The 23,163-nt window shown below is 61.8% G+C and carries 20 protein-coding genes and 3 pseudogenes; 4 read left to right on the top strand and 19 right to left on the bottom strand.

Features of this window, described 5'->3' with window-relative positions; genetic code table 11:
• Positions 1–31 precede the first annotated feature (31 nt).
• The 7 genes from trbJ to NKI24_RS19415 all read right to left on the bottom strand — a co-directional run bounded on the left by trbJ (position 32) and on the right by NKI24_RS19415 (position 7,316).
• Positions 32–757 (bottom strand): P-type conjugative transfer protein TrbJ, encoded by a 726-nt coding sequence (gene trbJ / locus NKI24_RS19445; RefSeq protein ID WP_352473678.1) that lies wholly within the window; start codon positions 755–757, stop codon positions 32–34.
• A complete protein-coding gene (gene trbE, locus NKI24_RS19440; RefSeq protein ID WP_352747482.1) occupies positions 754–3,204 on the bottom strand; it encodes a conjugal transfer protein TrbE in 2,451 nt (816 codons plus the stop codon). The genes trbJ and trbE overlap by 4 nt, the downstream gene beginning before the upstream one ends.
• The gene (locus tag NKI24_RS19435) at positions 3,198–3,470 is read right to left on the bottom strand and encodes a VirB3 family type IV secretion system protein (RefSeq protein WP_023680309.1); all 273 of its coding nucleotides are present in this window, start codon (positions 3,468–3,470) and stop codon (positions 3,198–3,200) included. Before NKI24_RS19435 ends, trbE begins: the two co-directional genes overlap by 7 nt.
• Complete coding sequence (locus NKI24_RS19430; RefSeq protein WP_023680310.1) at positions 3,470–3,778, bottom strand: TrbC/VirB2 family type IV secretion system protein; 309 nt, start codon at positions 3,776–3,778, stop codon at positions 3,470–3,472. Before NKI24_RS19430 ends, NKI24_RS19435 begins: the two co-directional genes overlap by 1 nt.
• 11 nt (positions 3,779–3,789) lie before the next feature.
• A complete protein-coding gene (gene trbB / locus NKI24_RS19425; protein WP_352747480.1) occupies positions 3,790–4,758 on the bottom strand; it encodes a P-type conjugative transfer ATPase TrbB in 969 nt (322 codons plus the stop codon).
• Positions 4,755–5,168 carry a CopG family transcriptional regulator gene (locus NKI24_RS19420; RefSeq protein ID WP_352747477.1) on the bottom strand — a complete coding sequence of 138 codons (414 nt, stop codon included), beginning with the start codon at positions 5,166–5,168 and terminating at the stop codon, positions 4,755–4,757. The genes trbB and NKI24_RS19420 overlap by 4 nt, the downstream gene beginning before the upstream one ends.
• Positions 5,169–5,288: 120 nt before the next feature.
• Complete coding sequence (locus tag NKI24_RS19415; RefSeq protein ID WP_031213044.1) at positions 5,289–7,316, bottom strand: conjugal transfer protein TraG; 2,028 nt, start codon at positions 7,314–7,316, stop codon at positions 5,289–5,291.
• A gap of 279 nt (positions 7,317–7,595) precedes the next feature.
• Between NKI24_RS19415 and NKI24_RS19410 the strand changes: the two genes are divergently transcribed.
• Positions 7,596–8,081: an FAD/NAD(P)-binding protein gene (locus NKI24_RS19410; RefSeq protein ID WP_352747474.1), complete on the top strand. Its 486-nt coding sequence runs from the start codon at positions 7,596–7,598 to the stop codon at positions 8,079–8,081.
• A 125-nt stretch (positions 8,082–8,206) separates the two neighbouring features.
• Positions 8,207–8,713, top strand: coding sequence for a flavin reductase family protein (locus NKI24_RS19405; protein ID WP_352578191.1), 507 nt, complete (start codon positions 8,207–8,209; stop codon positions 8,711–8,713).
• Positions 8,714–8,906: 193 nt separating this feature from the next.
• On the opposite strand, the pseudogene NKI24_RS19400 reads toward NKI24_RS19405, so the two are convergent.
• Positions 8,907–9,788, bottom strand: a pseudogene (locus tag NKI24_RS19400) (ISNCY family transposase); the annotation flags it as partial.
• Positions 9,789–10,415: 627 nt separating this feature from the next.
• Here NKI24_RS19400 and NKI24_RS19395 point away from each other — a divergent pair.
• Positions 10,416–10,643 (top strand): annotated as a pseudogene (locus NKI24_RS19395) (DDE-type integrase/transposase/recombinase); the annotation flags it as partial.
• Positions 10,644–10,760: 117 nt separating this feature from the next.
• Here NKI24_RS19395 and NKI24_RS19390 read toward each other — a convergent pair.
• The 10 genes and pseudogenes from NKI24_RS19390 to NKI24_RS19345 form a co-directional block, all read right to left on the bottom strand.
• Positions 10,761–11,579 carry an aldo/keto reductase gene (locus NKI24_RS19390; protein ID WP_352578190.1) on the bottom strand — a complete coding sequence of 273 codons (819 nt, stop codon included), beginning with the start codon at positions 11,577–11,579 and terminating at the stop codon, positions 10,761–10,763.
• A gap of 182 nt (positions 11,580–11,761) precedes the next feature.
• The gene (locus NKI24_RS19385; protein ID WP_352517354.1) at positions 11,762–12,487 is read right to left on the bottom strand and encodes a hypothetical protein; all 726 of its coding nucleotides are present in this window, start codon (positions 12,485–12,487) and stop codon (positions 11,762–11,764) included.
• Between the two features lie 130 nt (positions 12,488–12,617).
• Entirely contained in the window at positions 12,618–13,760 is a 1,143-nt protein-coding gene (wecB, locus tag NKI24_RS19380) for a non-hydrolyzing UDP-N-acetylglucosamine 2-epimerase (RefSeq protein WP_352642338.1), read from the bottom strand.
• A gap of 723 nt (positions 13,761–14,483) precedes the next feature.
• A pseudogene (locus NKI24_RS19375) lies at positions 14,484–14,963 on the bottom strand (NAD(P)/FAD-dependent oxidoreductase); the annotation flags it as partial.
• A 16-nt stretch (positions 14,964–14,979) separates the two neighbouring features.
• A complete protein-coding gene (locus NKI24_RS19370) occupies positions 14,980–15,912 on the bottom strand; it encodes an electron transfer flavoprotein subunit alpha/FixB family protein (RefSeq protein ID WP_352747470.1) in 933 nt (310 codons plus the stop codon).
• A 22-nt stretch (positions 15,913–15,934) separates the two neighbouring features.
• Positions 15,935–16,699 (bottom strand): electron transfer flavoprotein subunit beta/FixA family protein, encoded by a 765-nt coding sequence (locus tag NKI24_RS19365; RefSeq protein ID WP_352496365.1) that lies wholly within the window; start codon positions 16,697–16,699, stop codon positions 15,935–15,937.
• A gap of 19 nt (positions 16,700–16,718) precedes the next feature.
• Complete coding sequence (locus NKI24_RS19360) at positions 16,719–17,576, bottom strand: sugar phosphate isomerase/epimerase family protein (RefSeq protein WP_352496364.1); 858 nt, start codon at positions 17,574–17,576, stop codon at positions 16,719–16,721.
• 3 nt (positions 17,577–17,579) lie between these two features.
• Positions 17,580–18,728, bottom strand: coding sequence for a dihydrodipicolinate synthase family protein (locus NKI24_RS19355; protein ID WP_352747467.1), 1,149 nt, complete (start codon positions 18,726–18,728; stop codon positions 17,580–17,582).
• Positions 18,729–18,736: 8 nt separating this feature from the next.
• Positions 18,737–19,516, bottom strand: coding sequence for a 3-ketoacyl-ACP reductase (locus tag NKI24_RS19350; protein ID WP_352747466.1), 780 nt, complete (start codon positions 19,514–19,516; stop codon positions 18,737–18,739).
• Positions 19,513–20,655 (bottom strand): acyl-CoA dehydrogenase family protein, encoded by a 1,143-nt coding sequence (locus tag NKI24_RS19345; RefSeq protein ID WP_352642349.1) that lies wholly within the window; start codon positions 20,653–20,655, stop codon positions 19,513–19,515. The genes NKI24_RS19350 and NKI24_RS19345 overlap by 4 nt, the downstream gene beginning before the upstream one ends.
• A 156-nt stretch (positions 20,656–20,811) precedes the next feature.
• Here NKI24_RS19345 and NKI24_RS19340 point away from each other — a divergent pair, with 156 nt between their 5' ends.
• Positions 20,812–21,828, top strand: a complete 1,017-nt coding sequence (locus NKI24_RS19340) for an aldo/keto reductase (RefSeq protein ID WP_352747463.1) — start codon at positions 20,812–20,814, stop codon at positions 21,826–21,828.
• A 42-nt stretch (positions 21,829–21,870) separates the two neighbouring features.
• Here NKI24_RS19340 and NKI24_RS19335 read toward each other — a convergent pair whose 3' ends face one another.
• On the bottom strand, positions 21,871–23,130 hold the full coding sequence (locus tag NKI24_RS19335) for a glycerate kinase type-2 family protein (protein WP_352747461.1): 1,260 nt from the start codon (positions 23,128–23,130) through the stop codon (positions 21,871–21,873).
• Positions 23,131–23,163 lie beyond the last annotated feature (33 nt).

Raw genomic sequence — 23,163 nt, 5'->3', positions numbered from 1 at the left:
CCGTCTTCCTCGTTGTCTTGAAGACTGCTGATCAGTTGCCGGGATAGGCCGTACCGGTGCCCAGGAAACGCTTCGTCGTCTCGCGGGCGGCTTCCTCAGACTGCGCCTTGCGGGCAGCATCTTCGGCTTCAGCCCGGAACTGGGTCGCGAGCAGCGTCTGGATCTGCATCTGCTGCTTGGTCGAAAGCGCGATCAGCTGATTGGTGGCCTGGCTTGCCTCAAGGGCACCTGCCGCGCCCTGACTGCGGTTGACGAGATCGGTAAGCAGGTCGCCGTCGGCCCGCACGTTCTCCACGATCTGCGACTGCGCGCTCATGGTTTGGCGGAACGCCTGCATGGCGTTTTGCCAGCGCTCGCGCGCGGCGCTCGCCACATCGTTGACCTCGATTGTGGCGTCGTAGCTTTCCGGATATTGCACACGCCACTGGTTCTGAAGCTTGTCGAGATCGAAGCTCAGGCCGCTGGCCTGGGTCATCAGGCCGTCGATCCGTTGGAGCGAACCTGTGAGCTGGCCCACGGAAGAAAAATCCAGGCGCTGAAGGTGCCGCGCCATGTTCTGCAGCATCGTCGCCTGGTTCTGAAGCGACTGGATCTGGTTGTTTATCTGCTCCAGGGAACGTGCCGCTGTCAGCACGTTCTGCGCATAATTCGACGGATCGAACACGATCAGGGCGTGGGCCGGCTGGACGTAGTCGGCCATTGGTTTTGCGATCAGGGAAACGGTGATCAGGCTGGTGAGAAGGCGGCGCCGCATCATGACGATTGCTCCTTGTCTGGTTGAGGGAATTGCTGGAGAAGCTCGGCAGCCCAATCGAGGCCGCGCGCAATCAGAAACCGGGCGGCAAAGCCCTCCTGTCCGTGCTCTGACAGCACCTTGTCGATCAGGGTCTGCGTGGCCGGATCAGAGGCGCCGCAGAGCGCAAGAGCGATCGGGCCGAGCCCGAGCTCGAAGAGGCGGTTGCCGCGGCGCGACTGCAGATAATACTGGCGCTTCGGTGTGGCACGGGCGACCAATTCGATTTGCCGCTCGTTCAGGCCGAAGCACTCATAGGCTGCCCGCACCTGCGGTTCCACGGCACGGTCATTGGGAAGAAAAATGCGCTGTGGGCAGCTCTCGATGATTGCCGGCGCGATCGACGAGGCAGCGATGTCTGCAAGTGACTGCGTGGCGAAAATGACGGAGACGTTCTTCTTTCGCAGCACCTTCAGCCATTCGCGGATGCGGGCGGCAAAGAGAGGGTTGTCGAGATAGACCCACGCCTCGTCGAGCATCAGCAGCGTCGGCCGTCCGTCGAACCGCTCCTCGAGACGATGGAACAGATAGGTGAGCACCGGGAGCACAGCGCCTTGGCTGTGCATCAGCTCTTCGGTCTCGAAACACTGCACATCCGACAAAGCCAGCCGATCTTCATCGGCATCGAGCAGCCGGCCGAAGGGACCGTCGAGCGTGTAGGGCATCAACGCGGCCTTGAGCCCATTGGACTGAAGCAGAACCGACAGGCCCGTCAGCGTGCGTTCCTGCACCGGCGCAGTCGCAAGGCTGATGAGTGCCGACCAGATCGCCTCCTTTACCTCCGGCGTAACGCTGACATTCTCATGGGCAACGAGGCCGGCGATCCATTCCGCCGCCCAGCTGCGAGTAGTCTGGTCGCCGATATTGCTCAGTGGCTGGAAGGCAAGCGCACCATCCGCGCCCAGCGCGTGGTGTTCTCCGCCCATGGCCAGTGTTGCCGCACGAGCCGAATTGCCCTTGTCGAAGACATAGACCTGCGCCCCGGCATAGCGTCGAAACTGCAGAGCGACTAGCGCGAGCAGAACCGACTTGCCGGCACCGGTCGGCCCAACGACCAGCATGTGGCCGACATCGCCGACGTGGGTGGAAAGCCGAAACGGTGTCGACCCGTTGGTCTCTGCGAAGAGAAGCGGCGGGGATTCGGTCCCAGTCACGTTGGCGAGATGCTCGTTGTCCACCGGACCGGCCCACGCCGACGACAGCGGCATGACATGGGCAAGATTCAGCGTGTGAACGAGCGGCTGGCGAACGTTAGCGTAGACATGACCGGGCAACGAGCCGAGCCACGCCTCGACCGCGTTGATGCTTTCACGGATCGTGGTGAAGCCGAGCCCATTGACTATGCGCTCAACCGCTCGGAGCTTTTCCGCGGCGGCCTGCCGGTCCTGGTCCCATACCGTCACCGTTGTGGTGAGATAGCCGAAGCCGACGTGATCGCCGCCCAATGCCTGAAGGGCGGCATCCGCATCGAGCGCCTTGTTGTCGGCGTCACTATCGACGAGAGGGACGGGTTCGTTGGTCACGACCTCGCGCAGGATAGCTGCGACCGATTTGCGCTTGGCAAACCACTGACGGCGCAACCGGGTCAGTGTCTTTGTGGCTTCCGTCTTGTCGAGCGGGATGAAGCGCGTCATCCAGCGGTAGGCGAAATCCTGATGGTTGAGCGCGTCGAGGATCCCTGGCCGGGTGACGTTCGGGAAACCAAGAACGGTGAGGGTGCACAGATGCTGCTCACCCAGCATCGGCTCCAGACCGCCGGTAAGCGGCGCGTCAACCAGAACACCGTCGAGATACATTGGCGTTTCCGGCATGGCGACCGGATGGCGGTAGGTCGAGATTGTGCCGTGCAGATAGGTTAGCGTCTCGGCATCATCGAGGGCGCGCACTTCCGGCATGAAGCCGGACAGCAAATCCAGGACGCGGTCGGTCTCGTCGCGAAACCACGCCAGCTCCTGGCGCCAGTCTCTAGCCCCTCCCGAGTGATGCGAGTCGACCAGTGCGCTTTCCGCCCGCGCCTGGCCATCTGGCGCCGGCATGAAGACCAAGGTCAGATGATAGCGACTCTCGAAGTGCGCGACCTTGCCCTCGAAGGCCGCGCGCCGTTCCTCATCGACCAGCCATGAGGCAGCATCGGGAAAAGCCGAGCTCGGATAGCCCAGCGCTTCAACGCGCTCGGCCTCGAAAAACAACCCCCATCCGGAGCCCAACCTTCGTAGCGCATTGTTAGCTCGTGCGCAGATGCCGACCAACTCGGCTTCGGTCGCGCTTTCAAGGTCGGGGCCACGGAACCGGAAGGTTCGCTGGAAGCTACTGTCTTTATTGAGCACGATGCCGGGCGCGACCAAAGCGGCCCAGGGCAGATGATCGGCAAGCCGATCGGCTTTGCCGCGATACTCCGAAAGGTTCAGCATGCAAGCCACCCCTTCAGGCGAAGATGACGGACAAGCACGCTGGCGAAGTCCGGATCGCGGCGAGCGGCAAAGACCGCGAGGGTGTGGCCGGCGATCCAGAGCGCCAGTCCGGCGATCCACTGCTGCAGGCCAAGGCCTATTGCCGCGGCCACCGTGCCGTTGAGGATCGCCACCGCTCGCGGCGCGCCGCCCAGCAGGATCGGCTCAGTCAATGCCCTGTGAACGGGGACTTCGAAACCCTCGATATGCTGCTCTCCGGTGGCCATCAGACGAGTGCCCCGCCGCCGAAGGAGAAGAAGGAGAGAAAGAAGCTCGATGCCGCGAAGGCGATCGACAGGCCGAAGACAATCTGGATCAGCCGGCGAAAACCGCCTGCCGTGTCGCCGAAAGCAAGGGTCAGGCCGGTGGTGATGATGATGATCACCGCGACGATCTTGGCGACCGGTCCCTGGACCGACTCAAGGATCTGCTGCAGCGGCTGTTCCCAAGGCATGCCGGAGCCCGCTGCGTGGGCCGGGACGGTGAGAAGAAACGCGAGCGCGGTGGACGAAAGGAAGCGAAGCTTCTTGAGCATGAGGTGACCTTTCAAAACTGCTGGAGTTGCGGAAGCGTGAGCGGGGTGACGGCGTAATCACCGCTGCTGTCGAGACCGGTGACCTCAGCGATCGCGTCAATGCGGCGCGAGGATCCGCGCCCAGCGATGAAGACGATCAGATCTACCGCATCAGCGATGAGGCGGCGGGGAACGGTGACGACGGCTTCCTGGGCGAGCTGCTCGATACGGTAGAGAGCGGAGCGCGCCGAATTGGCGTGAACCGTTGCGATGCCGCCGGGATGCCCGGTGTTCCATGCCTTCAGCATGTCCAGGGCTTCCGCGCCCCTGACTTCGCCCACGATGATGCGGTCGGGTCTGAGCCGCAGGGTCGAGCGCACGAGATCGGCGAGCGTGACCGACCCCCGCCTCGTCCTCAAGGCAACGCAATCCTTCGCCGCGCATTGCAGTTCGCGCGTGTCCTCGATCAGGATCACCCGCTCGTCGCAATCGGCGGCTTGTGCCAGCAGCGCATTGGCAAGTGTTGTCTTGCCCGACGACGTGCCGCCGGCGACCAGGATGTTGCCCCGCTCGCGGACCGCCTTCTTCAGCGCATCGGCCTGCAGCGGCAGCATGACCCGGTCGGCGACATAGTCGGCCAACGTGTAGAGTTTCGCCGCAGGCTTTCGGATGGCGAAGCATGGCCCCAGCACGACAGGCGGCAGCAGACCCTCGAAGCGCTCGCCCGATGGCAATTCGGCGCTGACAATCGGATTGTCCGCATGCGCCTCGGCGCGCACGTGGGAGGCGACCAGGCGGATGATGCGTTCGGCCTCAGAAGGATGCATGTGCACGCCGGTGTCGACCCGGCCTTCACCCAACCGGTCGAGCCGCAGCGCACCGTCGGGATTGACCATCACCTCAATGACGGTCGGATCGGCAAGGGCTTCGGTGATCGCCGGACCCATGGCGGTGCGCAGCATGGCGCGGCGGCGATGGTCGGCTTCCGGATGAGAACTCATCCTTCCCCTCCCCTGCGATCGTCGGTGCCAAGTGACCGTTTCCCGGAAGCGATTTGGCGGCCGACTTGTTCGACGAACTTCTCGAAGCGCTCCTGGGCAATCGCTTGCGTCGCCTTGTCCGGCACCGGCGTGTGAGCATGAAGCGTGATCGAAAAGCGGATGAAGAGCGCCAGGCTCTCCAGGATCATCTCGACATCGCGCCTGACATGTCCGAGGTCACGGGAAAGACGGTCGAGCCTCTTGCCGTAGCGGTGGTCGAGTTCATTCTCCCCACGCCGCTTGATAAAGGCCTCGACCGCGTGCGCCACAATGGCCGATTTGGTGGTCGATGGATTGCGGCTGAGGTTCTCCAGCTTCTCGCTCAACTCGGGTCCAAGCAAAAACTGATGACGAATGCGGTGGGGCTTCATGCTGCTTGTTCCCTCTGACCGGCGCTGATGCACCGGCGACGGGAACGAGCATCGTCGAGATCCTCGAAATCGCTTACGGCCGTTATCTACGCTGAGATGCGCCCGCGTATGGCGCGCCGTTCAGAAGCCGGGCACGATGTCCTTGTCGTCGCCCATTCCCTCATTGAGGCCGTACGCACGTGCTGCGGTGGAAATCCGATCCATGACGCGCTTGTCGGCGAGCGTCTCGCAGTCATCGTCTGCGGGCGTGAACAGATCGCCATGATCAGGCTCCTGGGCGACGAGGGTCCGTTCTTCGGGCAGGCCCGGATGGCGCTGCTGCTGGACACCTCCGTCTTCGATTGCCGCGCCGGCACTGTCGTCGTCGCCAACCAGACGCCGATCCACGCCGCGCACCTGTCCGCTCCAATCGTCCGGGCGCGACGTGGGCCGATCCGGGTAGGCACCGTCGCGCAGCACCGGCGAAGGCAGCACTCGCTCCGTGAAATTCGGATCCTGGTAATAACGCAACTTCTTGGCGCGAATCGGCGGCAATCCCGAAACCAGGATTAGTTCGTCAGCCTGCGGCAACTGCATCACCTCACCCGGCGTCAGCAGGGGGCGAGCGGTCTCTTGGCGGCTTACCATGACGTGGGACAACCAGGGCGCCAACCGATGGCCGGCATAGTTACGCATCGATCTGAGTTCCGTCGCGGTACCGAGCGCGTCCGAGATGCGTTTGGCCGTGCGCTCGTCATTTGAGGAAAAGGCAATCCGCACATGGCAATTGTCGAGAATGGCGTTGTTCTCGCCATAGGCCTTGGAGATTTGGTTCAACGATTGCGCTATCAGATAAGCGCGGATGCCGTAGCCTGCCATGAAGGCGAGCGCAGTCTCGAAGAAGTCGAGCCGACCGAGCGCCGGAAATTCATCCAGCATCATCAGGAGCTGATGCTTGCGGCTCTTCTTTGGATCGCCCTCCAGGCGCTCGGTCAGCCGCCGGCCGATTTGATTGAGCACCAATCGCACCAGGGGCTTAGTGCGCGAGATATCCGACGGCGGCACGACCAGATACAGCGACATCGGTCGCTCGGCATCCACAAGGTCGGCAATGCGCCAGTCGCAGGCCGATGTTGCCGCGGCCACCGTTGGATCACGATAGAGCCCGAGAAACGACATGGCGGTCGAGAGAACGCCTGAGCGCTCGTTCTCTGACTTGTTCAGCACCTCACGAGCCGCCGAGGCCACGACCGGATGGACCTGGGGCTTGTCCACCGTGCCGAGGTGGTTGGTGGTCATCATCCGCTGCAGTGTCGCAGCGAATGAGCGTTGCGGGTCCGACAGGAAGGTGGCGACACGGGCGAGTGTCTTTTCCTCTTCGGCGTAGAGCACGTGCAAGATGGCGCCAACTAGAAGTGAATGACTGGTCTTCTCCCAATGGTTCCGCCGCTCCAGCGCGCCTTCCGGATCGACGAGAATGTCGGCGATGTTCTGAACGTCGCGGACCTCATCCGGACCTTTGCGCACTTCCAGCAGCGGGTTGTACCGCGCCGATCTCGGATCGGTCGGATTGAACAAGAGACAGTGCGAGAACTTCGATCTCCAGCCAGAGGTCAGCTGCCAGTTCTCGCCTTTGATGTCGTGAATGACGGCCGAGCCGGTCCAGGAAAGAAGGGTTGGAACAACGAGTCCGACGCCCTTGCCCGAACGTGTCGGCGCAAAGGCCATGACGTGTTCCGGTCCGTCATGGCGCAGATAGCGATAATTCAGTCCGCCAAGGAAAACGCCGGCCGGCTGAAACAGCCCCGCCTTCTCGATCTCCAGCTTCATGGCCCATCGTGAGGACCCATAGGTGGTGACCAACCCCCGCTGCCGTGCGCGCCAGAGGGACCCAGCTATCGCGGCGGCACAGCCCAGGAACCCGCTGGCTCCGGCAAGTATGCCAGCCTTGTCGAAGACTTCAGGCGCATAGGCGTCAAATTGGAACCACCATTCGAACAGTTTCCACGGCTGGTAGATCGGCCAGCCGACTGTCACAAACCATGGCGCGCCGAGTGGCGGCTGATAGGAGAGCATGTAGGCGCACCATTGGGTTGCAGTCCACACGCCAAGAATGACAATTGCGAATACGACAGCGATCTGCCCAATCAGCAACTTCGTGGGTGTCAATGGCTTGCTCCGCTCTTCTGGGCAGACGGACCAAACATCGCGCGGAGCGATGAGAATTCGAACGGCCTCTACGTGCGACTAGGTGCGATGACAAGGTTGATAGGTATTGTTCAGCTGCGAACAGCGAAAATCCGCCGCAGCAACCTATCGGCGTGCCAGGTACGCGGTTTGGTTGCAGAAATGTTGGCATCTGCGCGGGGCACATTGAAGAAGGCTGTGTGTGGTGAGGAAGGCGCATCCGGGCCACGATGATGCCAAGCGTCAGGGGACTGGCACCCGGTGCTTGATGCCGTCCGGCGTCGGGGACAGGCCATCTGGCAGGCCTTGCCGCTAGCCGAGCAGCGCCGCGTGGTGCGTCATCTTCGTGCGCTGTGGGATGTGCATCGCTTCCGCATCGCGCCACAGATCGCGGCCGTGCTCGATCGCCGCGTTGCCGAGGGCAGGCTTGCCTATCGCGCCGCATCGATTGTCGGCGCCGAACAGGCAGACGGATGCATTCGCGTGCGGCAGCGGCTGCGTGGCCAACGCAGCCTCGTTGTCGATGCTTTCGACAGTGTGATCGTGACGACCGGACCGGCGCACGCCGATGTCTTGCGGACCAACACAGCGATTGCGGCGCTCGAGCGGATGGGATTGGTCCGGCTCGACCCGATTGGTCTTGCTTTGGAGACCGACAGTCAAGGCCGTGCGGTCGGCACATCCGGGCGCCCGACCGACAGATTTTCGTCAGCGGGCCACTGGCGCGCGGCAGCGTTGGCGAATTGATGGGAATTCCCGAAGTCACCGCGCATGCCGAGCGCATCGCCGCTGAAATCGACGAATGGCTTGGATATCAAACGGCGTTGCGCCACAAGGTGTCATGAAGCTGCAAACACGATAAGGCTATCCAGATGACACTGACCGAACGCGTTCCCCCAGTGGAAACCCGGATTCCCCTGAAATTTGCGATGCGACACTTGGCCGGAGCTGTCTCCGTGGTGACCGCAGGTGTTGGCGACGAACGGACGGGCGCAACCGTTACTACCGCCCATTCCCTATCGGTCGAACCAGAGGTGATGGTTGTGAGCATCAACCTGAACTCGTCTACCTGGGCAGCCATCAGCCGGCATGGGCATTTCTGCGTGAATGTGCTGCGTGCCGACCAGATGGCGATTGCCGACCGTTTCGCCGGACGCGGTGACCTGAGGGGGGCGGCGCGTTACGAGGGAGCCCGCTGGTCTAGCCTTACAAGCGGCGCATTGGCACTCGACAGCGCGCTCGCCGCGGTCGACTGTACGGTCGAGGACACGATTATTCGCCACAGCCACGCGCTGATCCTCGGCAGCGTCCGGCAGGTGGTGAGCGGAGAGCCAGGCCCGGCGCTGATCTATCATCACGGCGCATACGGATCATCGTGAGCTTGTTGGGTTCGGCTCCTTTCCAAACAGCTTGATTAAGCTAAACCGCGCGAAGCGATGTAAAGCGCCATCAGCCTGGCACTGGGCCACGGCGCCCCATCGCGCGAAGGGCAAGGTCGAAACCTTCGTCCACCGAGTTCACGATCCGGCCACTCAGTTCGTATCCAGGCAGACATCGGGATGGCGGGACAGGAGGCAGGGCAATGCCGTCGTGCATGACCTCGAGGCGACCATCGGGGTAGTCGCAGACGACGACCTTTTTGCGGGCAAGTCGCCTCGCGGTATCGGTCGGATCGAGAATGAACAGCACCTTGTCGTAGCGCAGTGTCAGGGCCTGAGACAGCGTGCGGACCTCCTTGCGGCACATGGCGCCGACCAGATTCTCGTGATCGGGGCGGCGCATGTCCTTCGGGTTGCGTGGTTCTTTGCGAAAACGTGCGTTAAAGTCCGCCATGAATGCCGGCGCAAAGGCGTTGGCCGCCTCGATGGTGTTGATGCCGCGAAGGCGCAGTTCCTTCATAAGCCGGTCCTGCAGCGTCTGATGGGCGCTTAACACGACCTTTTGCCTGTGGGGAGTTGGCGCAGATGATGTGGATGTTGAGCTCGTAGAGAGCCCGGCCGAACTGCGTCAGGCCACTGCTTCTATCCTTCTCCGAACATGTGTCGTCCGGAAGACGCCATGCTTGTCCCTGTAGAAAGAAAGCGGCTTGCCCCAGCGCCTTGCGGCATGAAAATAGTCGCACGTGTTCTCCGACCCCGCAAAGCGCAGATGCAGCAGCTTGCCGGTCGCGTCGTCTATGAAGACGAGCATGGCGCATTTGGGGCCACGATTCTCGAACCACCAGTGATGCGAGCCGTCGATCTGCACCATCTCGCCGAGACAGTCGCGCCGTCCGCGCGGCTGGTGCACGCGGCGCTTGCGTTCACGGCCCGATGTCCAGATCCCGGCCTCCGTCATCCATTTGCGCAGCGTCTCTGCTGACGGCGATTTGATGCCGCTCGATCACTCTTCGTGGGCAAGCGTTGGACCGAAGTCGACATAGTGTTCGCGGATCAGCTCCAAAGCGAAGTCGCGAATGCCATTGATGATGCGGGTGTCAGAGTCGGAAACGACAGCACATCGCGATGCCGTTGGGGGGGCGTCCACCGCATCGAGTAGGGCTGAGCATGAGGGGGAAGGCGGATAGCCGAAGCGTGACAGCGCGATGACCCGAAAGCCCTCGCCAACAGGGCGGCCGTAGGAGCACCGGCATACCGTCAGGCGCGATGCGGACCGACAGCCCCCCGGCGAAGGGCGCTGATTGATCGATCGAATTTGAATTCGGATCGTTTTATCAGCTGACATAATCCAAATCGAATTCCTCACGATGTTTCAGCACGCGCCTGGATTTTTCTGCATTTGGCTCCGGCGAAGACCCCGGTGGTGCGGTGTAAGCGCGCCTCCGGCATCTTGGACTGCTGCATTGCCGCAGCGATGGTTCCAACCTGCTAGGCGTCGCCAAACCGCGCATCATTGGGTTGGATGCCGGATCCCCGTGGGCGACGTTGCCGGATCCAAACCAACCATGGCCGCGACCAGAGTTGCCACGTCGGAATGGCCAAGCACCTTGCCGTCGCCGGACTTGATGGTTTCGCCGACATTGCCCGGCCCGGCGAACAGTCATTGATCAGCCCTTGTCGGTGGTGCCCAGTACGCTGGCTGAAACCGATCACGATCAGGAAAAGTCGATACTTGAACAACAGGATCGAGCAGGACCATCGGCGCATTCAATCGCCGTGTGCGGCCGATGCTGGCCTTCAAGTCGCCGGCCACCGCCAGCATCATCCTGTCCGGGATCGAAATGCTTCACATGATGCGCAAGCGACAGGCAAGTACGCATTCAATCCAAATCCCTCCCTGGCCGAGCAGTTCGCCATGCTGGCGGCATGACAGCGGCCGGTCTCGACCACCTTCATGACGCAGAAAAAACTTTGGGACCGAGCAGGGAGATTTTGCAGAGAGACAGGAAGCAGCGAGCGGTTGCTCATGGCATACTCATGCAATCGGTCAATCCCATTCCGGCGTCCACGGCACCTTGTTCTTGTCCACGCACCTGAAGTTCGTGCATGTGAGAGCGTCGATCCGCTTCATGTCGACGCTAGATAGAACGAAATCCATGACGTCGAAGTTCGACCGCATGTTTTCCGGCTTGGTTGACATTGTATTGACGGCGACGCCTTTCTGCAGAATCCATCTCAACACCACCTGCGCAGCCGACTTTCCGTAGGCTATGCCGATCTGGCCAAATTGCGGATATTTGAAAACCTCCCCCCTCGCGACCGAAGAGAACGAAGCCAGCGGAACGCCCGTCTGAAAGGACATGTCGAGCAGAATTGACTGATCGAGAAGCGGGTGGAATTCAACCTGGTTGATCGCGATTTCGCCATTGGTGAATGATTGCGCGTCCCGCATCATTGAGGCCGTGAAATTAGAGACGCCGATCTCGGTCGCGATTCCCTTACGCTTCGCGTCCTGAAGTAGGGCGAGAGACTTGCGATTGTCCCCGGACGGATCCGGCCAATGAAGGAGCAGAAGGGCGACCTTCGACACGCCAAGAGCGTTCAGACTCGCCTCCACCGATTTCAGGAACTGTTCCTCGGTGTAGTTCTCGGGATGCACTTTCGTGGTGATGAGAAGGTCGTCTGTCGAGACGTTAGCCTGGCGGATGGCCGCGCCCAAGTCGGCCTCGTTTCCGTACAGTTGAGCTGTGTCGAATGATCGATAGCCGACCTCGTACGCAGCGGCAAATGCCTTCTCCAAATCCTCGCCCTTGAGCGGATATGTTCCAAACGAACGTTCATGTCCCGGCCGAAAGCAGATCGACATTTTCCTTTCCTTTCCCAGGCGCCGTAGCGAACCGTGTGCACATTGAGCTGCTATAGATGGATGCTGTCCCAAACCACGGCGCGATCGATCGACTGGATCACCTTCCTCTCTGCCACGGCCATTCTCCGACTGACGTCCTTTCATAATGCAGTGGTCAACCTCCGTTGTGGATGGAGCCGACGTCAATCATGCGATCCAGCGAACGGATGAAGCTCCAAAGCTAGCCACATGCAATCCGTATCCGCGTAATACTGATGCCATGGGTAGAGAAACCCGCCAATACTATCGCTTGTGCAATCGAAGAATGGCTGGGCGAAGCCCGGAGCCATCAGGATTTCTTCGGTCAGTGTTTCCCGCTGCTGCGTCTGAAACTTCTGCATCCGTCCCACTCCCATGATCTGCACATGGGTCTCGATGAATGGATGCAGATTGTGGATCAGGCAGTCCGTCGCTTCCGGAGCAAACCAAAGATTGGCTTTCGCGGCAAAAGTCATGCCGTCGGTCTCCGGGTTCCCGGCAAGCATTGCCGCTGCACCGCTCAGACGAATTTCAATAAGGTCGTCCTGCGATGAGCGGTAGAGCGGCAGTCCGAGAATTTCCGCGGTCGGGTCGGTGATCGTCTCCGCATATCGCGGCCACCCTAGAGTGCTCGCCCTGGCGCCTACTGTCTCGAGAACACGGATCACAATCATTGCCTGTGCGTTCTCGATGACCGCGTCGATGAGCGTGGTCGATGAAAATGGCTGGATTGTTTGCCGAGGCTTACCAGCGATCTCAACGACGGTATCACCGATGTTGAAGACGATATTGCGCCCGTGAAGTGCGAATGACGAAGCGCCCTCAATCAGTTCGGCGTCAACCACAGCGTTGGAGAAATTGAGATCTCGCCGGTTGTTACGCCTAGCCATGAGCTTCCTCTCTTGCCATCGTCGCCCGGTCCGGTCCGTCCGACAGGGACATGGTGGTGTTCGTGGGAGGGCGTGGATCGCAGCGAAATCCAAAGATCGGTGCGCGCCACGCCGCTGACATCTGGGCCCATCAGCTGGCCAGCCGCGCCTCGCGTGCCGTCTGTGCAGCGAAATATCTCGCGATTGCATCGATAACCCGAGTTGTCGCCTTTCCATCGCCGTAGGCGTCCACGGGCCGGGCCATTCGTGAATATTCGTCCGGATCGCGCAGCAGTCGGGTCGCTTCACTCACGATGCGGGCGGTGCTGCGGCCCACAAGGCGCGCTGTGCCAGCTTCGACAGCCTCCGGCCGCTCGGTGATGTCCCTTAAAACAAGCGTCGGTTTGCCGAGTGAAGGGCCTTCTTCCTCTGCGCCGCTGCTGTCCGAGATGATGATGTCCGAGCGCAGCATAAGGCTGCAGAAATTCCGGTACGGTAGCGGATCCACCACCGTAATATTCGCCTGGTTGCTCAGATAGGGCAACATGACTTCGCGCACTGCCAGGTTCTTGTGCAATGGGATGATGACACGCACGTTCTCCTGGGATGATAGCTGCACCAGAGCTCTTGCGATCTCGTGCATCGGTGCACCCCACGACTCGCGTCGATGTGCTGAGGCGACCACGATTCGCCGCGTATCGTTCTTGAGGTCGGCAAGTGCGGGCTCGGCGAAGGCGGGAGCATTTTCGGCCGCCCAATGAAGTGCATCGACGACCGTGTTGCCGGTGACCGTGATACGATCCTCACGGGCACCTTCGCGGATAAGGTTCTCGCTGCTCCGGATGGTCGGCGCCAGGTGGAGATCCGTTATCTGGGCAACGAGGCGCCGATTGGCCTCCTCTGGATATGGTGATGCAATGTTGCCGCTGCGTAAGCCCGCCTCGAGATGGATGATGGGGATACGGTGCTGGAAGGCGGCCAGGGCGCCTGCCAGGGTGCTCGCGGTATCGCCATGAACGATCACCGCGTCCATTCCCCATTGTTCCATTTGCACGGAGAGCATTTCCAGTATTCGATGTGTGACCTGCGACAAGGTCTGGCGAGGTTGCATGACGTTTAGTTCGATGTCCGGTCGAATACCGAATTCCGGTAAAGTGATATCAAGCATCTCGCGATGCTGCCCCGTGGAAACAACGAGTGGCTCGAACCTGCGGTCGAGCTTCATTGCGTTGATGACTGGGGCGCATTTAATCGCCTCAGGACGAGTACCGAAAATGAATGCCACTTTGGACATGATCGTCTCTCCAGAAGAATCTGAGGGGTCGCCGGCGACCGCAGTTGCCAAGGACTTCCATAGGGGGGCCATCCATCAGGGCCTAAGCGAACCACGTGTTGGCCAATCACAGCGGACAACGAGAATCCTCTAGCCGAGGTCGACTGGAATGCGAGCGTCGCTTTCTGGTGGACGGCGATGCGCCCTTCCCACAGAATGCGGTCTGACGCAGATCTCCTTCTTGTTTCATCCATCGCGGCTAACCGCGCCATCAATGCTGGTCGGCAGTTGCTGCCGCCACTCCTCAACGAAGAGACACAAAACTCGTGCCAATTTGGCTGATCGAGCTGAAGAAAAAACTTTGTGGTTGCTTTACAGCTATTTAGCCAAAGACAAAGGATCGGCTAAACAAGACTGTGTGTGACGGATCCGACAAAGAGACTGTGTGTCACGGACCCGACAAGGCCGACAGAAGGCGCGGATCTGGTGCAACGAAGAAAAAATTGGCCGCGTTGGTCCACGTTGGCGTTGGACCGCCCCTCAAAGCGTCGCTGACTCTTCACTCTTTCCCTGATCGCCCACCACAGTCCCGGCAGTGATTGGCGGAGAATGGCTGTGGGGTTCTGGATTGGCTTTTCGGTCGAAAAGCGAAGGGGATTTCGGGCTGACAGAATGGGAACTCTCGGAACGAGGTAACCCGATGATGGTCTATCGCAACAGAGGACTAACCATCTTTCCGTGCTGGTCGCCGGTGGCGACACCGATCACCGCGCCCTCGTCGTTGTAGAGCACTTCGGTTGCGGCAAAGCCGGGATAGATCTCGACGCCGAGCTCTTCCGCCTTGGTCGCCAGTCAGCGACAGACATTGCCGAGCGATACGATGTAGTTGCCATGATTGTTCATCAAGGGCGGCATGGCGAAGTTCGGCAGGCGGATCGAGCCGGCCGGGCCGAGCAGCAAGAAATGGTCGTCCGTCACCGTGGTCTTGAACGGATGGCTATCGTCCACGCACCAGTCAGGCAGCAGGCGGTCGATGCCGATGGGATCGACAACGGCGCCCGACAGGATATGGGCGCCGACTTCCGAGCCCTTTTCCAGCACGAGGACGGTGAGATCAGGATTGACCTGCTTCAACCGGATCGCGGCCGACAGGCCCGCAGGCCCCGCGCCGACGATCACGACGTCGAATTCCATGCTCTCGCGTTCGGAGAGTTCGATCGTCATCGAAGCAGCTAAGTCCTCAAAGCGCCTTTTCGAGTTCCGGCAGGGCCTCGAAGAGATCCGCAACGAGACCGTAGTCGGCAACTTGGAAAATAGGCGCCTCCTCGTCCTTATTGATCGCGACGATGACCTTCGAATCCTTCATGCCGGCCAGATGCTGGATGGCCCCGGAGATGCCGCAGGCGATGTAAAGGTCCGGGGCGACCACCTTGCCGGTCTGGCCGACCTGCCAGTCGTTGGGTGCATAGCCAGCATCGACGGCCGCACGCGACGCACCGACGGCGGCGCCAAGCTTGTCCGCAACGGGAAGGATGACTTCTTTGAATTTCTCCGACGAGCCGAGCGCCCGACCGCCGGAGATGATGATCTTCGCCGAGGTCAGCTCCGGTCGGTCCGAGGTCGAAAGTGCGTTCGACACAAAGGTCGAAAGCTCTGAAGAAAAGGCTGCCGTCGAGATTTCCTCGACGACAGCAGATGGGCCTTGGGAGGCGTGGGAAAAGGACGCCGAGCGTACGGTGATCACCTTCTTGGCGTCAGTCGACTGCACCACCTGGATGGCATTGCCGGCATAGATCGGCCGTTTGAACGTGTCGGCAGAGACGACCTCGACGATTTCCGAGATCTGCGCGACATCGAGCAGCGCAGCAACGCGCGGCAGGATGTTTTTGCCGACCGAGGTCGCGGCCGAGACGACCGCATCGTAATTGCCGGCGATCGACACGATGAGCGCCGCCAGCGGTTCTGCGAGATTGTTGGCAAGACTGGCGTCGTCGGCAAGCAGCACCTTGGAAACGCCGGAGAGTTTTGCAGCCGCATCGGCCGCAGCCTTGACGCCGGAGCCGGCGACGAGCACATGCACGTCGGAACCGATCTTCGACGCGGCCGTCAGCGCCTTTGCGGTCTGGTCGGAAAGGGTTTCATTGTCGTGATCTGCCAGAAGAAGAATGGCCATGGTTTAGTCTCCCTTTCCCACCTTAGAGCACGCCGGCTTCGGTCTTGAGCTTTTCAACCAGTTCGGCGACCGACTTAACCTTGACGCCTGCCTTGCGGCCGAACGGTTCCTGGGTCTTCAGCACCTTGAGGCGCGGGGCGGTGTCGACGCCGAAGTCGACCGGTGTCTTCTTGTCGAGCGGCTTTTTTTTGGCCTTCATGATGTTCGGCAGCGACGCATAACGCGGCTCGTTGAGGCGAAGGTCGGTCGTAACGACGGCCGGAAGCTTCACGTCGATCGTCTGGAGACCACCGTCGACTTCGCGCGTCACCCTGGCTGTGCCCTCTGGTGCCTTGCCGTCGTCGATCTCGACCTTGGAAGCAAACGTCGCCTGCGCCCAACCAAGAAGGGCCGAGAGCATCTGGCCGGTCTGGCTGCTGTCGTCGTCGATCGCCTGCTTGCCGACGATGACGAGGCCGGGCTGTTCGGCCTCGGTGACACCCTTGAGGATCTTGGCGACGGCGAGCGGCTCGACGGCGTCGTCCGTCTCGACCAGCAAGGCGCGATCGGCGCCCATGGCAAGCGCGGTGCGCAGCGTCTCTTCGGCTTTCGCAGGACCGATCGACACCACAACCACTTCCTCAGCCTTGCCGGCTTCCCTGAGGCGTAGCGCTTCCTCAACCGAAATCTCGTCAAACGGGTTCATCGACATCTTGACATTCGTAAGCTCGACACCGGAGCCATCCGCCTTCACGCGGATCTTTACGTTGTAATCAACAACGCGCTTGACTGGGACCAAGATCTTCATGGCTCGACTCCAAAATTCGTCAGCAGAGGGCGTGGAAACGTTCGACCATGACGTCAAGCACCTCGCCGGGATCACGCTTCCACCAGTTGTTAGCGGAGAAAATCTCGACCTCGCAGGGACCGGTGTAGCCGGTGCCTTCGACACTCGCGCGGATCGTCTTGAGATCGGCAACACCGTCGCCCATCATACCGCGGTCCAGCAGCACGTCGCGCGTGTCGGCAAGCCAATCGCAAAGGTGATAGCCGAAAATCCTGTCCTTGCCGGCGCGCTGCAACTGGGTGTCAAGATCGCAGTCCCACCAGACATGGTAGACGTCAACGGCAATGCCAAGGTTCGGCGCATCAACCGCCTCGCAGATATCGACAGCGTCACGCACGGTCGTCAGGCAGGAGCGGTTCCCGGCGTAGACGGGATTGAGAGGTTCCAGCGCCAGCTTGACATTGCGGTCCGCCGCATAGAGTGCGAGGTCGGCAACACGTTCAGCGACAATCTTCAAGCTCTCGGCAGTGCCCTTGGTGCCGGGATGTACGCCGCCCACCACAATCGTCAGCACAGTGGCACCCAGACCGGCAGCCATATCGATGGACGCCCTCGCCTCATCGAGAACCGCTGTCCTGTCGATCGCTTCGCTACCGACAAGGAACGGTGTGCGGCAAAGCCCGGCGACGGAAAGGCCTGCCGAGCGCACCCGCTCGCCAATCTCGTTCGCCCGCGCACCGACTTCGCGGCGCCAGAAGACGATCGAGCCGAAACGACGGGCAGCACACGCATCAATCACCCGCTCCGGTGACCAGCCTGCACCGTGGCCATCCAAGTTGTGTCCGAGGCTGGCGGTGTTGAGCGCGAGCGCCAAATGGTCCGTCGAGAAATCGCGCATCGCCTACGCCCCGTAAACAGCGAGCAACTTCTTCATGCGCTCGACGGCGCGGTTGGGATCGCGCAGCAGGCCGCACTGGTCCGCCTGACGGAACACCTCGACGAAATACGGCAGCGGCCGCATCGCCTGGGCGCCGTTCAGCATCACGAAGTGATCCTGGAAGCCGTTCAGCCAGGCGAGGAAGACGACGCCGGTCTTGTAGTATTGGGTGGGCGCGCGGAAGATCAGGCGAGCGAGCGGCACGGTCGGGTCGAGCGTTGCACGGAAGCCCGCCTTGTCGCCGTCGCCCAGCCGCTCCACCGCATAGGCGGCGGCCGGCGCGAGCGGGTCGAAGATGCCGAGAAGGGCGTGCGAAAAGCCCTCGCTGTCACCTTCGATGAGTTCCGGATAGTTGAAGTCGTCGCCCGTATACATTTTCACGCCGGCGGGCAGACGACGGCGCATGACGGCCTCCTTTTCCTTGTCGAGAAGGGAGATCTTGATGCCGTCAACCTTGGCCGTGTTCGCTTCGATGACGGCGAGCGCCGTCTGCATGGCGGGGTCAAACGCCGCGTCGCCCCAATAGCCGGCAAGCTGCGGATCAAACATATCGCCGAGCCAATGCAGGATCACCGGCTGGTCGCAGGCGGCGAGCACATCGGAATAGATCTTGACGTAGTCTTCCGGCTTTTTTGCGACGCGCACCAGAGCACGGGAGGCCATGAGGATGAGGCGGCCGCCGAGCTTCTGAATGGCTTCCGCCTGTTCCAGATAGGCCCGGCGCACATCGTCCAGACTCGCCACTGCCGCGGGGTCGAGATGATCCGTGCTGCAGCCATTGGCGACCACCGCATCCGGGAGTTCCTCGCGGGTGCGGCGGATCAGCTCCAGTGCGCCCGGCCAGTCGAGACCCATGCCGCGCTGCGCCGTATCCATCGCCTCGGCAATGCCGAGGCCGAGGCCGGCGAGATAGCGGCGAAACTCCATCGTCTTGGCCCAGTCGACCGTGGCGCGACCCGACGGATCGTTCGCAGTGAAGGGATCGGCGACGACGTGGGCGGCCGAGTAGACTGTTCGCGCCGGGTTCCTGCCAAGCGTGGCGGCGGCGATTGGCTTTCCGGTCAGGGCATAGTGCGCAAGGCGGCCAGCGGTATCGGGAAGGGCGATTTTCATGAAAAACCTCAGAAGCGCGGGACGAGCATGCCGGCATCGGCTGGGATCGACAGTCCGGTTGTGTACGGAAGCCTGCCAGTCGCAAGCGAGGCAATCAGCGCACCGACCTCCTCAGGCTCGCCGACACGCGGGAAAAGCGTGAGGCCCTGCGCGGCCCGTTCGCGATAGGCCTCGATAACCGGCGCGGTCATCTCGGTGGCAATCAGGCCCGGCTGGACGTCATAGACGGCAATGTTCTCGCGCCCGAGACGGACGGCGAGAGTCTTGGAGACCATGGCGGCGGCGGCCTTCGAGGCGCAGTATTCCGAGCGCTGCTCCGCCACCGCGACCGCATTCGAAGACGTGACATTGACGATCGAATGGAAGAGTGGCGGCCGCGCGCGTGCAAGCAGACGACGCGCGAATGCCTGGCTCAGGAAGAACATAGCCTTCGTGTTGACGGCAAAACACCCGTCCCAGCTCTCCTCGGAGACCTCCATCATGTCTCCGCGCTTGAGCACGCCGACACCGGCATTGTTGACGAGCGTGGTAAGCGGCCCGAGCTTTTCCTCGACCGCATCGATCGCCGCACCGTGACCGCCGATCGCAGCGACATCGAACGCGGCGGCGACGACGGGGACGCCATGGGCGGCGACGCGCTCGACCGCGGCGGCAAGTTCGGCGTCCTCAGCCGGCCCGTTGACGGCGACCGCAAATCCTTCCTTCGCCAGAGCTTCAGCAACGGCAAGGCCGATGCCGCGCGAGGAGCCGGTGACGAGCGCGACCAGCCGGGCGGACGCGGCGCTCATGCCCTAGCGCCTTTCTTCAGGAGTTCGCGCGCGATGATCATGCGCTGGATCTGGTTCGTGCCTTCATAGATCTGTGTGATCTTTGCATCGCGGTAGAGCCGCTCCACCTCGAAGCCGCGGATATAGCCGGATCCGCCAAAGACCTGCACGGCATCGGCGGTACGCTGTACAGCCATGTCGCCGGCAAAGCACTTGGCGATGGAGCAGGCTTTGGTCGCATCCGCGCCGCTGTCGATTTTCGAAGCGGCAGAATGGACGAGCAGGCGTGCGGCCTCGATGTCCTTCGCCATGTCGGCCAGAAGCCATTGCACGCCCTGGAAGTCGGCGATCGCCTTGCCGAACTGTTTGCGCGTCCCGGCATAGTCGAGGGCGGCCTCCAGGCCGGCCTGTGCGATACCGACGGCGAGTGACGCAATGCCGACGCGCCCCTTGTCGAGGACCGACATCATCATGTGGAAACCGCGCCCCTCGGTGCCGAGCAGGGCATCTGCCCGAAGGCGCACATCGGTGAAGTTCAGCGCGCCGACCTGGCTGGCGCGCTGGCCCATCTTGTGCTCCTTCGGCCCCTTCTCGACGCCGGCCGCATGCAGGTCGACGATGAAGATCGACATGCCGCGATTGCCGGCTTGCTTGTCGGTTCGCGCCAGCACGAAACCGTAGTCGGCCACCGGCGCATTGTGGATCCAGATCTTGCCGCCGTTCAAACGCCAGCCGTCGCCGTCGCGCTCGGCCGTCGTGCGGATGCCCGAAACATCAGTGCCCGCCTCCGGCTCGGTGATGCAGTAGGCGACCTTCGAGCGCATGCCGAGTATTTCCGGCAGCAGGGCCTGCTGGCTTTCAGTGCCGTGGCGCACCAACAGGCTTGAGATCAGTTCGACCAGGCCGCACTGGTCGGCGACGGAAGCATATCCGCGGCTCAACTCCTCCATCACAAGGGCATAGGTCAGCGTGTCGAAGCCCGGCCCGCCGAGGGCTTCCGGCACGCCTATGCCGAATAGGCCGAGCTTTGCCATTTCGTCGTAAAGAGCCGTCGGGAAGCGTTCCTCGCGGTCCAATTCCTCGGCCACGGGCCGGATCATTTCGTCGGCAAAGGCGCGCGCCATCTCTCGCACCTGCTCCTGCGTTTCAGTGAGATACATGGCCCTCGACTCCCACTTAGTAACTATCCGGTTATATACATTCCCCAGTCTCAAGACGTCAAGTCGGAAAAATCGGAGACCGGGAAGAAAGCTGCTTGCACAGGCGTTTGGTCCGTGCTTATTTATTCACCAACTGGTTACTTATGGAGGAGAGGCATGCACCCTGGCGAAAAGAGGAAATTCGGCCGAACAGAACTTGACGTCACGACGTTCGGCTTTGGGACCGCGCCCGTCGGCAACATTTTCCGCGAGATCGACGAAGCCACAGCCGGCGATATGTTCGAACGCGCATGGGCCGCCGGCGTACGGTTCTTCGACACCGCGCCGATGTATGGCCACGGGCTTGCCGAACTGCGCACGAGCCACGCCCTGCGCTGGAAGGAGCGAGACGATTTCGTCCTCTCCTCCAAGGTCGGGCGCCTGCTGCGACCGGCACGGCGCGACACCATCGATTTTGCGCCGTGGACGAATGCTGCGCCCTTCACCATGCATTTCGACTACAGTTACGACGGCACGATGCGCGCCTTCGAGGACAGCCTGCAGCGGCTGGGGTTGGAGCGGATGGACATGTGTTTCATCCATGACATCGACGTTTTCACACGCGGGAGCGAGCAGCCGGAAGTGTTCGAGCAGGCGATGGACGGCGCCTGGCGCGCGCTGGAGCGGCTGCGCTCGGAAAAGGTCGTGAAGGCGATCGGCGTCGGCGTCAACGAATGGCAGGTCTGCCATGAGGCCCTCCGCCGTCACGATTTCGACTGCTTCCTGCTGGCCGGCCGCTACACCCTCCTCGAACAGGACGCGCTCGACGCGTTCCTTCCGCTGTGCGAGGCACGTGGCGCGGCGGTCGTCGTGGGCGGCGGCTTCAATTCGGGAATCCTTGCCACCGGCGCGAAGGAAGGGGCGAAGTACAATTACGCGCCGGCGCCGCGCGACATCCTGGAAAAGGTCGCGAAAATCGAGGTGGTCTGTGCGGCGCATGGCGTGCCGCTGGCCGCCGCCGCACTGCAATTCGTGCTCGCCCATCCTGCCGTACCCTCTTTCATGGCGGGCACGCGCACGGTCGAACAGCTTGACCAGAACCTTGCCTGGTTCTCCCATCCGATCCCGGCAGAGTTCTGGGCGGATCTCAAGAGGCAGGGCCTATTGCGCGAGGACGCACCCGTTCCGGGCTGAGCTCGCATCAGCCCGCGCTGCAACAAGCGGCGCGGGCAACCTCTAACGGATCAGGATTGCCCTGAAGTCATTGACATTGGTTCCTGTCGGGCCGGGCACGAACAGGTCGCCCAAACGATGAAACGCCGTCCAGGCGTCGTTGCCGGCAAGCAGTGCGGCAGGATCCGCCCCCAGTTCCCGCAGGCGCCCCATGCTGGCGCCGTCGGCAAAGGCCCCCGCATTGTCCTCTGAGCCATCGATACCATCCGTATCGGCGGCAAGTGCTGCAAACGGCACACCTTCGCCTGCGAGCGCGAGCGACAACAAAAACTCCGTGTTGCGTCCACCCTTGCCACGTCCCTTGATCGTCACCGTCGTTTCTCCGCCGGAGAGGATGACGACGGGACGCAAGAACGGGCGGTCACGGCTGGCGACCTCGCGAGCGATAGCGGCGTGAACACCCGCGACGTCGCGTGCCTCCCCCTCTATGCAGTCCGATAGAATGACGGCGGGCACGCCGAGCGCCTCCGACCGTTGCGCGGCAGCCTCCAGTGAGAGGCGTGCAGAAGCGATGATGTGGACCTCATGACTGGCAAAGGCTGAGTCATGAGGCGATGGCGGCTGGCCCACGTCTTCATCAAGCCAAGCCAGGATCCGCTCGGGCAGCTTGACACCCCATGTCTTGACCAGTGCGCGCGCCTCTTTGCGATTGCTTGCATCCGGCACGGTCGGTCCACTGGCGACCTGCGCCGGGTCGTCGCCAGGCACATCGGAGACAACGAGCGTCACAACCCTTGCAGGATGACATGCGGCGGCGAGCCGCCCACCCTTAATGCCGGAGACCTGCTTGCGAATAGCGTTCATGACGGAAATCGGCGCACCGCCCGCCAGCAGCGCGCTGTTTAGAGCGGCTTCATCCTTCAGCGTGAGATCGCCGGGCGGGGCTGGGAGCAGGGCGGACCCGCCGCCACAGATCAGCGCCACGACGAGATCATTCTCACCAAGCCCCTTTACAGCTTCGAAAAGCGATTGAGACGCTTCAAGCCCTGCAACATCCGGAACGGGATGGGCAGCCTCCAGCACACGGATCCTCTGGCAGGCCGCCGAATAGCCATAACGCGTCACCACAACCCCTTCCAGTGGGCCATCCCACAGCCTTTCGAAAGCCGCGGCAAGCTGCGCGGCGCCCTTGCCCGCGCCGATGACGACGGTCTTTCCTTTGGGTCGGGTCGGTAGATATGTGCTTAAGGCCTTTTCGGGAGCCGCGGCTTCGATCGCTGCGCGAAAGAGTTGTGCGAGAAAATCTTTGTCTTCAGGCTTCATGAGACCGCCAAACGGATCAGGAGTATGCGATGA

It is taken from the genome of Mesorhizobium sp. M0701, from assembly GCF_040320365.1.
Classification (GTDB): Bacteria; Pseudomonadota; Alphaproteobacteria; order Rhizobiales; family Rhizobiaceae; genus Mesorhizobium.
This window is presented reverse-complemented; position numbering and strand designations above follow the sequence as displayed.

Bases quoted from the DNA above. Each gene is read 5' to 3' on its own strand.
- trbJ (WP_352473678.1), bottom strand. From the start codon at position 757: ATGATGCGGCGCCGCCTTCTCACCAGCCTGATCACCGTTTCCCTGATC.
- trbE (WP_352747482.1), bottom strand. From the start codon at position 3,204: ATGCTGAACCTTTCGGAGTATCGCGGCAAAGCCGATCGGCTTGCCGAT.
- NKI24_RS19435 (WP_023680309.1), bottom strand. From the start codon at position 3,470: ATGGCCACCGGAGAGCAGCATATCGAGGGTTTCGAAGTCCCCGTTCAC.
- NKI24_RS19430 (WP_023680310.1), bottom strand. From the start codon at position 3,778: ATGCTCAAGAAGCTTCGCTTCCTTTCGTCCACCGCGCTCGCGTTTCTT.
- trbB (WP_352747480.1), bottom strand. From the start codon at position 4,758: ATGAGTTCTCATCCGGAAGCCGACCATCGCCGCCGCGCCATGCTGCGC.
- NKI24_RS19420 (WP_352747477.1), bottom strand. From the start codon at position 5,168: ATGAAGCCCCACCGCATTCGTCATCAGTTTTTGCTTGGACCCGAGTTG.
- NKI24_RS19405 (WP_352578191.1), top strand. From the start codon at position 8,207: ATGACACTGACCGAACGCGTTCCCCCAGTGGAAACCCGGATTCCCCTG.
- NKI24_RS19390 (WP_352578190.1), bottom strand. From the start codon at position 11,579: ATGTCGATCTGCTTTCGGCCGGGACATGAACGTTCGTTTGGAACATAT.
- NKI24_RS19385 (WP_352517354.1), bottom strand. From the start codon at position 12,487: ATGGCTAGGCGTAACAACCGGCGAGATCTCAATTTCTCCAACGCTGTG.
- wecB (WP_352642338.1), bottom strand. From the start codon at position 13,760: ATGTCCAAAGTGGCATTCATTTTCGGTACTCGTCCTGAGGCGATTAAA.
- NKI24_RS19370 (WP_352747470.1), bottom strand. From the start codon at position 15,912: ATGGCCATTCTTCTTCTGGCAGATCACGACAATGAAACCCTTTCCGAC.
- NKI24_RS19365 (WP_352496365.1), bottom strand. From the start codon at position 16,699: ATGAAGATCTTGGTCCCAGTCAAGCGCGTTGTTGATTACAACGTAAAG.
- NKI24_RS19360 (WP_352496364.1), bottom strand. From the start codon at position 17,576: ATGCGCGATTTCTCGACGGACCATTTGGCGCTCGCGCTCAACACCGCC.
- NKI24_RS19355 (WP_352747467.1), bottom strand. From the start codon at position 18,728: ATGAAAATCGCCCTTCCCGATACCGCTGGCCGCCTTGCGCACTATGCC.
- NKI24_RS19350 (WP_352747466.1), bottom strand. From the start codon at position 19,516: ATGAGCGCCGCGTCCGCCCGGCTGGTCGCGCTCGTCACCGGCTCCTCG.
- NKI24_RS19345 (WP_352642349.1), bottom strand. From the start codon at position 20,655: ATGTATCTCACTGAAACGCAGGAGCAGGTGCGAGAGATGGCGCGCGCC.
- NKI24_RS19340 (WP_352747463.1), top strand. From the start codon at position 20,812: ATGCACCCTGGCGAAAAGAGGAAATTCGGCCGAACAGAACTTGACGTC.
- NKI24_RS19335 (WP_352747461.1), bottom strand. From the start codon at position 23,130: ATGAAGCCTGAAGACAAAGATTTTCTCGCACAACTCTTTCGCGCAGCG.